This is a genomic window from Sulfitobacter sp. L-8 (genome assembly GCF_056859255.1).
Map to the genome: position 1 here is coordinate 448,887 of NZ_JBSXOD010000053.1, position 13,353 is coordinate 462,239.

A 13,353-nucleotide genomic window follows, 5' to 3' on the forward strand; every position below is an offset into this window, starting at 1 on the left:
GCCCCGACAGGAGAAACGCAAATGGCTGATTTGAGAAGCGACTTCGTGGGCATCAAAAGCCCCAATCCGTTCTGGCTGGCTTCGGCACCGCCCACAGACAAGGAATACAACGTGCGCCGGGCCTATGAGGCTGGCTGGGGCGGCGTTGTCTGGAAAACGCTTGGCATTGATCCGCACGTGGTCAACGTCAACGGTCCGCGATACGGTGCAATCTACGGTGCGGACCGCCGCCTTTTGGGGCTCAATAATATCGAGCTGATCACCGACCGGCCGCTCGACGTGAACCTGCGAGAGATCAAGGCGGTGAAGCGTGATTACCCGAACCATGCGATGATCGTATCGCTGATGGTGCCATGCGAGGAGGAACCGTGGAAGTTCATTCTGCCTCAGGTCGAGGAAACCGGCGCGGACGGGGTGGAGCTGAACTTTGGTTGCCCGCACGGGATGTCCGAGCGTGGCATGGGTGCAGCGGTAGGCCAGGTACCAGAGTACATTGAAATGGTCACCCGCTGGGTCAAGGCCGCAACCCGTATGCCGGTCATCGTCAAGCTGACACCGAACATAACCGATATACGCAAGCCGGCCGAAGCAGCGATGCGCGGCGGGGCGGACGCGGTAAGTCTCATAAACACAATCAATTCAATCACATCCGTCGACCTTGACCTGTTCGCACCCGAACCAACAATTGACGGAAAAGGTGCGCATGGCGGATACTGTGGCCCGGCGGTGAAACCGATCGCATTGAACATGGTGGCGGAAATCGCCCGTGACCCTGCGCTGTCGCACATGCCGATCAGCGGCATTGGCGGCGTGACAACGTGGCGTGACGCTGCCGAATTTCTCGCGCTTGGGGCCGGGAATGTGCAGGTGTGCACCGCCGCCATGACCTATGGCTTCAAGGTCGTACAGGAAATGATCAGCGGTCTGTCGGAATATATGGATGAAAAAGGCATGACGTCGGTGGATCAATTGGTACGCCGTGCGGTGCCGAACGTGACCGACTGGAACCAGCTGAACCTGAATTACGTCGCCAAGGCAAAGATCAATCAAGACTTGTGTATATCGTGTGGTCGCTGCTTTGCGGCCTGCGAAGACACATCGCATCAGGCGATAGCCATGACTGACGATCGCACCTTTAGCGTGATTGACGAAGAATGCGTGGCCTGTAACCTGTGCGTCAACGTTTGCCCGGTCGAAGATTGCATCACGATGGAAGCGATGACCCCGGGCACCACAGATCCGCGCACCGGCAAGGTTGTGCATAAAGAATACGCCAACTGGACAACCCATCCGAACAATCCTGCTGCCGCAGCGGCAGAGTAGCAGGGCGGGTAAGACATTGACCGATCGTCCGTCGGGCCAGCATCGAAAGATGTTCGGCTCGCCGCCCGGGCGGTGCAGCTCAGCTTGATTGTGGGGGAGTATGGGGGCGCAGTAGCGCGCTGAACAACGACCGAAGATGGTTGGATGCTCGTTGCCTGTTTGCGGCCTCTTCCTCTAGCAGCACGGACACCTGCGCTTCGAAGTCAGCGTAGTGCTGCGTCGTTGCCCAGATCGAGAATATTAGATGTTGCGGATCGAGAGCCGCAATTTTTCCTTGGTCGATCCAGCCAGAAATCACCGCGCATTTCTCATCGAATAGCGGTTTCAGATCGCTTTCAAGGTGGGGTCCCATGTGGGGGGCCCCTTGCAGAATCTCGCCCGCGAACAGACGGCTTTCGCGGGGCAAATCCCGAGCCATATCCAGTTTTCGCTGCACATAATCCAGGATCTCTGTTTCGGGATCGCCCTGCGGGTCCAGTTCGACCAATGGATCCAACCACGTTTCCATGAGCTGGCTCAACAGGGACACATGGATGTCTTCCTTGCCCTGAAAGTAGTAAAGGATGTTTGGCTTGCTCAACCCCGCCTCGGCGGCAATCTGGTCCAGAGTGGCACCGCGAAACCCATGTTGGGCAAAGATATTCAATGCCGCGTCCAGAATGACCCGACGGTTCCGTCTTTGAATGCGGCTTGGTTTTTTTGCACTGACTTCAGACATCTGCGGCCCCTTTTGTGTTTGTGCTTTAAAAAGCAGCACCCTGAGCCACGCACCGGGATTCTGACGAAAGCATTTCTTGACAGACTCCAACCTAGCCGCAATCGTGTATTTACCAAATGGTAAAATTTTCGCGATGACGCAGAAAATGTACAACAAAGGAGACCGCTATGGCCGCGCCCGGTGAAAACCTGAAGATTAACCCGGATCGCCTGTGGGATAGTCTGATGGAAATGGCAAAGATCGGTCCCGGTGTGGCTGGCGGCAATAACCGACAGACCCTGACTGACGAAGACGCCGAGGCGCGCACGCTGTTTCAACGCTGGTGCGAAGATGCCGGGTGTGTGATGGGGTTGGATCAGATGGGAAATATGTTTGCCCACCGCGAAGGTACCGACCCCGATGCCTTGCCGGTCTATGTGGGGTCTCATCTGGATACCCAGCCGACCGGCGGGAAGTACGACGGGGTTCTGGGTGTGTTGGGCGGTTTGGAACTTCTGCGCACCATGAATGATCTGGGCATCCAGACAAAGCACCCGATTGTGGTGACAAACTGGACCAACGAAGAAGGCACGCGCTATGCGCCGGCAATGCTGTCATCGGGTGTTTTTGCCGGTATCCACACGCAGGACTGGGCCTATGAAAAGACCGATGCCAAGGGCCTGAGCTTTGGCGACGAACTGGAACGTATAGGGTGGCGGGGCGAAGAGGAAGTCGGGGCGCGCAAGATGCATGCGTTCTTCGAGCTGCATATCGAACAGGGTCCGATCCTGGAAGCCGAAGGCAAGGATATCGGCGTCGTCACCCATGGTCAGGGGTTGTCGTGGACGCAGGTAACGGTCACGGGCAAGGACGCGCATACAGGGTCGACACCGATGCCGATGCGAAAAAATGCCGGACTTGGCATGGCACGGATGCTTGAAAAGGTGGACGAGATCGCATGGTCGCATGCGCCCCACGCGGTCGGTGCCGCCGGTCACATCGAGGTCTTTCCGAATTCGCGTAATGTAATTCCGGGGCGGGTGGTCTTTACCGTGGATTTTCGTTCGCCTGACTTGAGCGTCATCGAGGATATGGAGGCGCGATTCCGGGTCGCGGGTCAGAAAATTGCTGATGACATGGGCCTGGAGGTGGCTTTTGAAAAAGTCGGAGGTTTTGATCCGGTGGCCTTTGACGAAGGCTGTGTCACTGCGATACGGTCAGCTGCGGAACGTCTGGGATACAGCCACATGGATTTGATTTCAGGCGCGGGGCACGACGCGTGCTGGATCAACCGTGTTGCCCCGACAGCGATGGTGATGTGCCCATGCATCGACGGGCTTTCGCATAACGAAGCCGAAGAGATCACCAAAGAATGGGCCAAGGCGGGTGCCGATGTGTTGCTGCATGCTGTCTTGGAGACCGCAGAGATTGTTGGGTAAACCAAGGCGTTGTCGTACAATAAAGACAGGCGGGAGCATGCCAAACGGTGTTGAAATGTGTCTCATGTTAGAGCCGGAATTGACCATCGCGGAAAGGATCAGCGGTTTGATCCTTTCAGAACTGCAAGAGGCGCAGCGAAGCGACGACCTTGTGCTGCGACGTACGGCGGAAGCGTTTCAGCGCAGCCTGCGGCCGCCGAAAGAGATTGCTGTCAATTTCAGCGGCGGCATCGTTCAGACTTGTTGGGCGGTGTCGCGCGGTGATGGGACGTACTGTGTGGTTTACATGCCCCGGGCCGGATATTTTTCGTTGTGCGTAGAGAGCGATTTCGGGCCGTTGGACATCGGCGTGCATGGGCCGGCATTGGGCTGTTTCGGGTCTGTGTAGATGCCTGGGACGTGAGCGCGGGGGCCAGCCCCCACACCCCCGGGATTTGGACCATTTGGAAATAAGTAAAAACGTGACGGGAGAGATGAGATGAGCAAGGTAATCAAAGGCGGCACCGTGGTGACTGCGGACCGTAGCTGGAAAGCCGATGTCTTGATCGAAGGTGAGGTGATCAAGCAGATTGGCGAGGATCTGGTGGGGGAGCAGTATATTGACGCGGAAGGGGCCTATGTGATTCCCGGCGGGATTGATCCGCACACTCATCTGGAAATGCCCTTTATGGGGACAACCGCGGCCGAGACATTCGAAAGCGGAACCTGGGCTGCGGCAGTCGGCGGGACGACGATGATTGTTGATTTCTGTTTGCCGGGGGCGGACGGGTCGATCAAGAACGCGATCAACGAATGGCACCGCAAATCCGCGCCGCAGATCTGTTCGGATGTCGGCTATCACATGGCGATCACTGGCTGGAACGAGAACGTTTTCAACGAGATGAAAGATGCCGTTGAGATGGGAGTGAATTCTTTCAAGCACTTCATGGCTTACAAAGGTGCCTTGATGGTGGAAGACGACGAAATGTTCGCGTCCTTCCAGCGGTGTGCCGAATTGGGGGCCTTGCCGATGGTGCATGCAGAGAATGGCGATCTGGTTGCGGCACTTCAGGAGAAATACTTCAATCAGGGGGTTACCGGGCCCGAAGGGCATGCCTATTCGCGACCGCCGGAACTGGAGGGTGAGGCTGCCAACCGTGCGATCACCATCGCCGATGCGGCAGGGGTGCCTTTGTATATCGTTCACGTTTCTTGCGAACAATCACATGAAGCGATCCGACGGGCACGGCAAAAGGGCATGCGGGTTTATGGAGAGCCGTTGATCCAGTTCCTGACACTGGACGAGTCTGAGTATTTCAACAAAGACTGGGATCATGCGGCGCGGCGGGTGATGTCGCCGCCCTTCCGGTCCAAGGACCATCAAGATAGCTTGTGGGCCGGCTTGCAGTCCGGGTCGCTTCAGGTCGTTGCCACGGATCATGCGGCGTTTTCGACGGCCCAGAAACGTGCGGGACGCGATGATTTTCGCATCATTCCGAATGGATCCAACGGATTGGAGGAACGGCTGGCTGTGTTGTGGACCGAAGGGGTGGAGACAGGCCGTCTGACGCCGAACGAATTTGTTGCCGCGACATCCACGAATGTAGCCAAGATCTTGAATATCTATCCGCGCAAAGGGGCGATCGTCGAAGGGGCTGATGCCGATATCGTGGTATGGGACCCCAAGATCAGCAAAACCATTTCGACGGCCAACCATCATTCGGTTTTGGACTACAACGTTTTCGAGGGTTTCGAGGTGAAAGCGCAAAGCCGCTATACCTTGAGTCGAGGCGAGGTGATCTGGGCCTGGGGGCAAAATTCGCAGCCCAATCCCGGGCGTGGAAGATTTATACCGCGACCGGCCTTTCCTGCGGCAAATGTTGCGTTGAGCAAGTGGAAAGAGCTGACTGCTCCGAAGTTGATCAAACGCGATCCGATGAACATTCCCGCAGGGATCTGAGTAGAAGATGATTGAAAAACTCAGCCCAGTCGTTGGAGAGTTTTGCATCGCAATGGGAACGGTCGATGTAGTCGTCGACGAAGTTCTCTTTCTAGCGGTAATTGCATACCAAGAACGGATAAAATCTTTACAGATCACTGAACAAAAAGCGCAGCAATCTAGAACGCTTAGCGAATACCCACACACCTTTCCAAATAAAATGCGACTAGTGGAGCAGATATCCTTACATCTTTTGCCCTCACCAATCCCACTCAGAACGTTTTTCCCAGAAAATGTCGAGTTGATTCCGGCAGTTGATGAATTGTACGAATTAAGGAATGCTATTCTTCATGGTCAGCACGAAGGTGTCGATGAAAGCGGGAAGCATAAGTTTAGACGATATATAAAAACACGAGAGAACAAAAAGAATAAGTTCGATGATCTGACTTATGCGATCCATTTGCACGAAATCAAGATAATGTCTCGGTTTCTTCGCATGCTGCACGTTTATTTGTGTGCTTGTGTTAGCGCTATACAGGCCAACTGCGCCGAGGCTGCAGGCACACACATCGATGGCACAATATTTTGGGACACCATCAACAATATAATCGGAACAAGCACGTTTGAAGGCGGAGGAAATTTGTAAATTGACAGTCATCTCGGCCCAGAACCTATCCCTGACATTTGAAACCAACGACGGCCCTGTGCATGCGCTGAAAGACGTGTCGCTTGATATAGAGAAAGGCGATTTCGTCAGTTTTATCGGTCCTTCGGGGTGCGGCAAGACCACATTTTTGCGGTGCATGGCCGATTTGGAACAACCGACCGACGGGGCCATCCAGGTTAATGGGGTGACCCCGGCGCAGGCACGGATGGCGCGGGCATATGGTTACGTATTTCAGGCCGCGGGGCTGTATCCATGGCGCACAATCGGCGGCAACATCCGGCTGCCACTTGAAATCATGGGGTATTCGAAGGCTGAACAGGTGTCGCGGGTCGGACGGGTGTTGGAACTTGTCGAACTTGCCGGGTTCGAGCGTAAGTTTCCCTGGCAACTGTCCGGGGGGATGCAGCAGCGCGCATCGATCGCGCGGGCGTTAGCCTTTGATGCGGATATCTTGTTGATGGACGAGCCTTTCGGCGCGCTGGATGAAATTGTGCGTGATTACCTGAATGAGCAATTGTTGCGGTTGTGGGCGCGTACCGGAAAGACAATTGCCTTTGTTACCCACTCTATCCCCGAGGCGGTGTACCTGAGCACCAAGATCGTGGTGATGAGCCCGCGGCCCGGGCGGATTTCCGATGTGATCACCAGCCCCTTGCCGAAAGAGCGCCCATTGGAGATCCGCGAGACTCCGGAGTTTCTTGAGATTGCGCACCGGGTGCGCGAAGGGCTGCGGGCAGGGCACAGCGATGAATGACCGTCGCAACACCGTCGAGCGGCCCTTCGGGGAGGATTTTGGGCCCATTTGGAAGCGGGGTCGGGTGACATGAGGCAGAGCTTTTGGCCGGTGGTGACGATTTTGGGGCTGCTGTTGGTGTTGTGGTATGGCGCTGCGATCTGGCTAAATGCCGCGTGGACATACGACAAGGCCACGCGGTCCGGTGCAACCGTGACCGCAACGTCGCTGGTTGCGGACACATGGGCGCAGAAGAAGCCGAAGCTTCCCGCGCCACATCAGGTTGCGGTCGAGATTTGGGAGACCACCGTTCTGAAAAAGGTCAGTTCAAAGCGGTCGCTGGTGTACCATAGCTGGGTGACGCTGAGCGCTACGTTGCTTGGGTTCGGGATGGGAACGCTTTTGGGCACGTTGCTGGCGGTCGGCATCGTATTCAACCGAACCATGGATATGTCGGTAATGCCTTGGGTCATCGCGAGCCAGACCATTCCGATTTTGGCTATAGCTCCGATGATCATTGTGGTTCTGAACGCTGTGGGAGTTTCAGGGCTTTTGCCCAAGGCAATGATCAGCATGTATCTGTCGTTTTTTCCGGTGGTGGTGGGAATGGTCAAGGGGTTGCGCAGTCCCGATCAGATACAGCTTGACCAGATGAAGACCTGGTATGCCAGCGCGAGCCAGACCTTCTGGAAGTTGCGGTTGCCTGCGTCGATGCCTTATTTCTTTACATCGCTGAAGATCGCAATGGCGGCATCCCTGGTGGGTGCAATTGTCGGCGAACTGCCGACCGGGGCGGTCGCGGGGCTGGGCGCACGTTTGCTGGCGGGAAGCTATTACGGGCAAACCATCCAAATCTGGAGCGCCCTGATCATGGCTGCGGCATTGGCGGCCGCGTTGGTGGGTATCATCGGGCTGGTGCAGCGCGTCACCCTCAGGCGGATGGGGATGGCGTCATGACCTGGATTGCTTTCGCGGGCATAGCTTGGTTTCTGGGCTGGTCGCTTAACGTGTGGCTGGCGCGCAGGCGGCCTAGCCGGTGGGTATCATTGGCGGCACCTTTGGTGTTCGGGGTGACCCTTGTCGCGGTTTGGGAAGGTGTCGTTCGCGGTATGCAGATTTCGCAGGTCCTGTTGCCCGCGCCATCCGTCATTGCCACAAGATTGGTGATGTCGCCGGATGTGCTGTGGGGTGATTTCGTCCAGACTGTGATAAAAGGTGCGCTGTCAGGTTATATCATCGGTTGCGGAGCGGCATTTGCAATTGCCATTGCGATCGACCGTTTTCCGTTTCTGCAGCGAGGCCTGTTGCCGGTCGGTAACTTCGTCGCCGCTTTGCCGGTGATCGGAATGGCACCCCTACTGGTGATGTGGTTTGGCTTTGACTGGCAGTCTAAAGCTGCGGTGGTTGTCGTGATGGTATTCTTTCCGATGCTGGTAAACACCGTACAGGGCTTGCAGGCCACCGACGCTATGCAGCGCGATCTTATGCGGACCTATGGCGCAAGTTACTGGGCAAGTTTGCTCAAGCTGCGCTTGCCTGCCGCGATGCCTTTCGTGTTCAATGGCCTTAAGATCGGCACGACGCTTGCATTGATCGGGGCAATAGTTGCTGAATTTTTCGGCTCGCCCGTACGGGGCATGGGGTTTCGCATTTCGACGTCGGTGGGGCAGCTTGCACTTGATATGGTCTGGGCCGAAATTGTTGTGGCGGCAATCGCGGGATCGGCATTCTATGGCCTGATGACGCTTTTCGAACGTACTGTGACCTTCTGGCACCCGAGCCAGAGGAATTAAAAAGAAAACAATACCAACCAAGAGGGAGTTACAAAATGAAAAGACTTTCAACCTATGTCGCCGGGGTCGCTGTTGGCCTTATCGGCACGATGGCGCAGGCGGCTGAGGACGTAACCCTGCAGCTGAAATGGGTTACCCAGGCACAGTTCGCCGGGTATTACGTCGCCTTGGACAAGGGCTTTTACGACGAAGAAGGCCTGGATGTGACCATCAAACCGGGCGGCCCTGACATAGCACCAACGCAGGTGCTTGCCGGCGGTGGTGCGGATGTCGCGGTAGAATGGATGCCCGCCGCCCTGGCCGCCCGAGAAAAAGGGTTGGCGATGGTTAATATTGCGCAGCCTTTCAAATCGTCGGGTATGATGCTGACGTGCCGCAAGGACGCTGGCATCACATCGACTGACGACTTCAAGGGTAAAACATTAGGGGTTTGGTTCTTTGGTAACGAATTTCCGTTTCTGAGCTGGATGAGCAAGCTTGACCTTCCTACCGAAGGTGGTGAGGACGGGGTAACCGTGCTTAAGCAAGGCTTCAACGTGGATCCGCTGTTGCAAAAGCAGGCGGCTTGCGTATCCACGATGACGTATAATGAGTATTGGCAGGTGATCGACGCGGGCCTGACGCCAGATGATTTGATCGTGTTCAAATACGAAGATCAGGGGGTCGCGACGCTTGAAGACGGGTTGTACGTGCTGGAAGAAAATCTTGCGGACCCGGCCTTCGAGGACAAGATGGTACGGTTCGTACGGGCGTCGATGAAGGGCTGGAAATACGCCGAGGAAAATCCTGATGAAGCGGCGGAAATCGTGTTGGATAACGACGCATCAGGGGCGCAGACCGAAGATCATCAAAAGCGTATGATGGGCGAAGTGGCAAAGCTGACGTTTGGAAGCAATGGCGCACTGGACGAAGCAGATTACGAACGCACAGTTCAATCGCTTTTGTCCGGCGGGTCGGATCCGGTTATCACTAAGGAGCCAACCGGCGCGTGGACCCACGCGATTACCGACAAGGCATTGAACTAATACGGTTATATAGACAAGTAGTGCAGAGGGCCGGCAAACACGCTGGCCCTTTCTGTATTCTTCGTCGCATCTGCTGAAATGAATAACACATGCCGCCAATCACTGTCGGAAAGTGCCGGCCTGAGAACACGAGGCGACCATGTATGAAAAAAACCGGCTGCCCCGATGGGTAGCCGGTTAAATCGATTAACAGGTCAAAGCCTAAAAAGGCTTAGGCCAGAGCGATGTTCGATGCAGATTCGCGACCATCACGGCCAGCTTCAATGTCGAATGTCACTTTCTGGTTGTCAGCAAGACCGGTAAGGCCAGCGCGTTCAACAGCGGAAATATGTACGAAAACATCTTTGCTGCCGCCATCGGGTGCGATAAAGCCGAAGCCTTTTGTTGTGTTGAACCATTTTACGGTGCCAGTGGCCATATCCGTAGTCTCCTCTAGTATGCCATCCGCATCGTGCGATGGCTCGGCGTTGTCGGTCTGGATCGAAGTCTGAACGCCGTATGAGGGAGACAGTTGGTCGAAAAAGAATAACGTTAGCCACTTTGATATGGCAGGTTGCAGAGATTCGCGCAAGGGGAAGTCAACTTGACGCAGGTACTTGGCGAGACTTCGCCGGTGTTTGCACATTTTCGCCTAACTTCGGGTTCCATTAACCATAAATCCATGCGGTGTCACGTAAAATCACCCGCCACCCTTGGCAGGCACAGGCTGTTTTCGACAAATTATGGCCAGATTTTGATGCGAATATGACTTTAAGAGCGCCGAGTACGAGTGACTATATTTATAATGAGTGGGTGAATGTGATGAAGATATTAGCTGTAGATGACGATCCGACAGTACTGGACATGCTGCGTGACAGTCTGACCAAAAAGCTGGGGTTTGACCTCGTGTGTGCGGAAACTGCCGAAGATGCGCTGAGTTTGTTGCAAGACAATCAGAACTCATTCGAGTGTTTCTTGCTCGACATAATACTTCCTGGGGTCGATGGCATTGAGCTGTGCTCTGTTATTCGCGGACTTCAGGCGTATAAAAGCACACCTATCATTATGATCACTGGCAGTCAGAAGCATGATCTGATGGAAAATGCTTTCCGCGCCGGTGCAACTGATTTCATTTTCAAACCCCTGAATGGCGTGGAGCTTGCTGCGCGGATAAATACGGCCGGGATGCTTAATGACAGCATGCGTCGCGAGCGCGAAGCATGCCATTCGCTCGCAGAGCTTACCGAATTGATGAAGATCCGGCGTGACGAAAGCTTCGACCTGAACGTGGTCGGCGTGGATGATCTGCATGGCTTTGAGAACCGCCTGCTGCGTCTGCCCGAAGGATGTTACGCGATGAACCTGTTCGTGGTTAAGTTGCCGCAGATCCGGAACATTTTCGGTGCGGTTACGCCACATGAATTTTGCACGCAAATGGTATGCGTTGCAGAGGCAACGGTCGACGCCCTTGCGCAGGATCGCTTTTTCCTAGGGCACGCAGGTAGCGGCATGCTTGTGGGCGTTGTAATGGGGCGTGCCCGGTTCAACCCCGAGGCAACGCAGCGCAAAATTGAAGCGGCACTGGACGAGAACACGACAGTTCAGAACACTCAAACCGACCTTGCCGCCGATATCGCGGTGCAGTCTATTTCGAGTCAACGGCTGTGGTCGGGGTTGTCAGCCTGCAACGCCATTCGCGATTATTTAGTGGCGAATAGAGTAGAAGATGGCAGCCAAGACGATGCTTCTGAAGATCATGAAGAGTTGCTGGCTGGCTTTTAACAAATAAAGCGGGAGCATCGAAAGATGCCCCCGCTTTTTGCAGCTACGGTCGAGAAAGATTAACGAGAGAACTTCTTGTGCTTTAGTCGCTTGGGCTCCATCGCATCATCACCAAGACGGCGCTTTTTGTCTTCTTCGTAATCGGTGAAGCCACCTTCGAACCATTCGACATGAGCGTTGCCTTCGAACGCCAGGATGTGCGTGCAAATCCGGTCAAGGAAGAAGCGGTCGTGCGAGATAACCACGGCGCAGCCCGCGAAATCGACAAGTGCGTCTTCGAGCGCCCGCAGCGTTTCGACGTCCAGATCGTTGGTCGGTTCATCGAGCAGCAGTACGTTGCCGCCCTCTTTCAGCAGACGCGCCATGTGCACACGGTTGCGTTCACCACCCGACAGCAGGCCGACTTTCTTCTGCTGGTCGCCGCCCTTGAAGTTGAAGGCGCCGCAATAGGCACGCGAGTTTACTTCGGCGTCGCCAAGCTTGATGATCTCGGCACCGCCAGAGATGGCCTGCCAGACGTTGTCATCAGGGTTCAGGTCATCGCGCGACTGGTCGACATAGGAAAGATCAACGGTATTTCCCAGTTCGATGGTGCCGGTATCGGGTTGTTCGTTGCCGGTGATCATTTTGAACAGGGTCGATTTGCCGGCGCCGTTGGGGCCGATGACGCCGACGATACCGCCGGGTGGCAATGAGAATTCAAGATTTTCGATCAACAGCTTGTCGCCCATGGCTTTGGACAGGCCTTCGACCTCAAGCACCTTGTTACCCAGACGGGGACCGTTGGGGATGACGATCTGGGCGCGGGTCAAGCGCTCGCGCTCGGAACTGTCGGCCATTTCGTTATAGGACTTGATCCGCGCCTTGGATTTCGCCTGACGCGCCTTGGCCCCCTGACGCATCCATTCCAATTCGCGCGACAGTGTCTTTTGCTTGGATTTGTCTTCACGGGCTTCCTGCTCAAGCCGTTTGGCTTTCTGGTCGATCCAGTTGGAATAGTTCCCCTCGTAGGGGATACCATTGCCGCGGTCGAGCTCGAGGATCCAACTGGTGATGTTATCAAGGAAGTACCGGTCGTGGGTGACGATCAGGATCGTGCCCTTGTAGTCGATCAGGTGCTGTTGCAGCCATGCGATGGTTTCCGCGTCCAGGTGGTTGGTCGGTTCGTCAAGCAGCAGCATTTCGGGCGCTTCAAGCAGCAGCTTGCACAGCGCCACGCGGCGGGCTTCACCACCGGACAGTTTGGTCACATCGGCATCGTCGGGCGGGCAGCGCAGGGCTTCCATCGAGACGTCGATCTGGCTGTCGAGATCCCAGAGGTTTTCCGCGTCGATCTGATCCTGCAAGGCGGCCATTTCGTCGGCTGTCTCGTCGGAATAGTCCATCGCCAGTTCGTTGTAGCGGTCCAGAATGTCCTTCTTGGCTTTCACGCCCAGCATGACATTTTCGCGCACGGTCAGGGCGGGGTCCAGATAGGGTTCCTGTTCCAGGTAGCCGACCTTGGCGCCTTCAGCGACCCATGCTTCGCCCGAGTAATCCTTGTCCTTACCAGCCATGATCTTCATCAGCGTGGATTTACCCGCGCCGTTGACACCGACCACACCGATTTTCACACCGGGCAGGAAGTTCAGGTTGATGTTGTCGAAACATTTTTTGCCGCCCGGATAGGTCTTTGAGACACCGGACATGTGATAGACATACTGATAGGCGGCCATGAGAATCCTCGGATAAGCTGAATACGGTTTGGGATGTGCAATATCGCCAGCAGCGGGCAAGATCAAACACTCAATATGTAAGAGCCGCTCGGTAAATTTGAAGGCCTGATCGCCTTTCATTTCCAAGGGTGCCGGATCGGGCCGATTCATGGGGGCCGCGCACCTGATCCGCAGCGGTTTCAATTCATGAAATTTATGGTTGCCTTGCTGCGCTGTTGGTTCCAATAGCTTCCGCGCTGCGGCGGGTCATAAGTCGGGCACAACAAACACAGCGAAAACAAA

The 13,353-nt window shown here is 55.4% G+C and carries 13 protein-coding genes; 10 read left to right on the plus strand and 3 right to left on the minus strand.

Going from position 1 to position 13,353, the window contains the following annotated elements; all coding sequences use genetic code 11:
- Positions 1-21 precede the first annotated feature (21 nt).
- Positions 22-1,323 (plus strand): NAD-dependent dihydropyrimidine dehydrogenase subunit PreA, encoded by a 1,302-nt coding sequence (preA, locus tag AC13DE_RS15470; protein ID WP_446296804.1) that lies wholly within the window; start codon positions 22-24, stop codon positions 1,321-1,323.
- Between the two features lie 79 nt (positions 1,324-1,402).
- Here the strand turns inward: preA and AC13DE_RS15475 are convergent, their stop codons facing one another.
- On the minus strand, positions 1,403-2,041 hold the full coding sequence (locus AC13DE_RS15475; RefSeq protein ID WP_446296803.1) for a TetR family transcriptional regulator C-terminal domain-containing protein: 639 nt from the start codon (positions 2,039-2,041) through the stop codon (positions 1,403-1,405).
- A 167-nt stretch (positions 2,042-2,208) separates the two neighbouring features.
- Here AC13DE_RS15475 and AC13DE_RS15480 point away from each other — a divergent pair, with 167 nt between their 5' ends.
- The 8 genes from AC13DE_RS15480 (at position 2,209) to AC13DE_RS15515 (ending at position 9,595) form a co-directional block, all read left to right on the plus strand.
- Positions 2,209-3,459 carry a Zn-dependent hydrolase gene (locus tag AC13DE_RS15480; protein ID WP_483048341.1) on the plus strand — a complete coding sequence of 417 codons (1,251 nt, stop codon included), beginning with the start codon at positions 2,209-2,211 and terminating at the stop codon, positions 3,457-3,459.
- Positions 3,460-3,496: 37 nt separating this feature from the next.
- Positions 3,497-3,847 (plus strand): hypothetical protein, encoded by a 351-nt coding sequence (locus AC13DE_RS15485; protein WP_446296801.1) that lies wholly within the window; start codon positions 3,497-3,499, stop codon positions 3,845-3,847.
- A 90-nt stretch (positions 3,848-3,937) separates the two neighbouring features.
- Entirely contained in the window at positions 3,938-5,398 is a 1,461-nt protein-coding gene (gene hydA / locus AC13DE_RS15490; protein ID WP_483048342.1) for a dihydropyrimidinase, read from the plus strand.
- A gap of 7 nt (positions 5,399-5,405) precedes the next feature.
- Complete coding sequence (locus AC13DE_RS15495) at positions 5,406-6,023, plus strand: hypothetical protein (RefSeq protein WP_483048343.1); 618 nt, start codon at positions 5,406-5,408, stop codon at positions 6,021-6,023.
- Positions 6,016-6,798: an ABC transporter ATP-binding protein gene (locus AC13DE_RS15500; RefSeq protein WP_483048441.1), complete on the plus strand. Its 783-nt coding sequence runs from the start codon at positions 6,016-6,018 to the stop codon at positions 6,796-6,798. The genes AC13DE_RS15495 and AC13DE_RS15500 overlap by 8 nt, the downstream gene beginning before the upstream one ends.
- 69 nt (positions 6,799-6,867) lie before the next feature.
- Positions 6,868-7,734, plus strand: coding sequence for an ABC transporter permease (locus AC13DE_RS15505; RefSeq protein WP_446295355.1), 867 nt, complete (start codon positions 6,868-6,870; stop codon positions 7,732-7,734).
- On the plus strand, positions 7,731-8,570 hold the full coding sequence (locus AC13DE_RS15510; protein WP_483048344.1) for an ABC transporter permease: 840 nt from the start codon (positions 7,731-7,733) through the stop codon (positions 8,568-8,570). Before AC13DE_RS15505 ends, AC13DE_RS15510 begins: the two co-directional genes overlap by 4 nt.
- 35 nt (positions 8,571-8,605) lie before the next feature.
- Positions 8,606-9,595, plus strand: coding sequence for an ABC transporter substrate-binding protein (locus AC13DE_RS15515; RefSeq protein ID WP_483048345.1), 990 nt, complete (start codon positions 8,606-8,608; stop codon positions 9,593-9,595).
- A gap of 211 nt (positions 9,596-9,806) precedes the next feature.
- On the opposite strand, the gene AC13DE_RS15520 is transcribed toward AC13DE_RS15515, so the two are convergent.
- The gene (locus AC13DE_RS15520; protein WP_005851393.1) at positions 9,807-10,013 is read right to left on the minus strand and encodes a cold-shock protein; all 207 of its coding nucleotides are present in this window, start codon (positions 10,011-10,013) and stop codon (positions 9,807-9,809) included.
- A 248-nt stretch (positions 10,014-10,261) separates the two neighbouring features.
- Here AC13DE_RS15520 and AC13DE_RS15525 point away from each other — a divergent pair, with 248 nt between their 5' ends.
- Positions 10,262-11,356, plus strand: coding sequence for a response regulator (locus AC13DE_RS15525; protein ID WP_483048346.1), 1,095 nt, complete (start codon positions 10,262-10,264; stop codon positions 11,354-11,356).
- Positions 11,357-11,415: 59 nt separating this feature from the next.
- Here the strand turns inward: AC13DE_RS15525 and ettA are convergent, their stop codons facing one another.
- Complete coding sequence (gene ettA / locus AC13DE_RS15530) at positions 11,416-13,071, minus strand: energy-dependent translational throttle protein EttA (RefSeq protein ID WP_483048347.1); 1,656 nt, start codon at positions 13,069-13,071, stop codon at positions 11,416-11,418.
- Between the last annotated feature and the right edge of the window lie 282 nt (positions 13,072-13,353).

Coding starts and splice junctions, on each gene's coding strand:
- preA (WP_446296804.1), top strand. CDS start 22: ATGGCTGATTTGAGAAGCGACTTCGTGGGCATCAAAAGCCCCAATCCG.
- AC13DE_RS15475 (WP_446296803.1), bottom strand. CDS start 2,041: ATGTCTGAAGTCAGTGCAAAAAAACCAAGCCGCATTCAAAGACGGAAC.
- AC13DE_RS15480 (WP_483048341.1), top strand. CDS start 2,209: ATGGCCGCGCCCGGTGAAAACCTGAAGATTAACCCGGATCGCCTGTGG.
- AC13DE_RS15485 (WP_446296801.1), top strand. CDS start 3,497: ATGCCAAACGGTGTTGAAATGTGTCTCATGTTAGAGCCGGAATTGACC.
- hydA (WP_483048342.1), top strand. CDS start 3,938: ATGAGCAAGGTAATCAAAGGCGGCACCGTGGTGACTGCGGACCGTAGC.
- AC13DE_RS15495 (WP_483048343.1), top strand. CDS start 5,406: ATGATTGAAAAACTCAGCCCAGTCGTTGGAGAGTTTTGCATCGCAATG.
- AC13DE_RS15505 (WP_446295355.1), top strand. CDS start 6,868: ATGAGGCAGAGCTTTTGGCCGGTGGTGACGATTTTGGGGCTGCTGTTG.
- AC13DE_RS15510 (WP_483048344.1), top strand. CDS start 7,731: ATGACCTGGATTGCTTTCGCGGGCATAGCTTGGTTTCTGGGCTGGTCG.
- AC13DE_RS15515 (WP_483048345.1), top strand. CDS start 8,606: ATGAAAAGACTTTCAACCTATGTCGCCGGGGTCGCTGTTGGCCTTATC.
- AC13DE_RS15520 (WP_005851393.1), bottom strand. CDS start 10,013: ATGGCCACTGGCACCGTAAAATGGTTCAACACAACAAAAGGCTTCGGC.
- ettA (WP_483048347.1), bottom strand. CDS start 13,071: ATGGCCGCCTATCAGTATGTCTATCACATGTCCGGTGTCTCAAAGACC.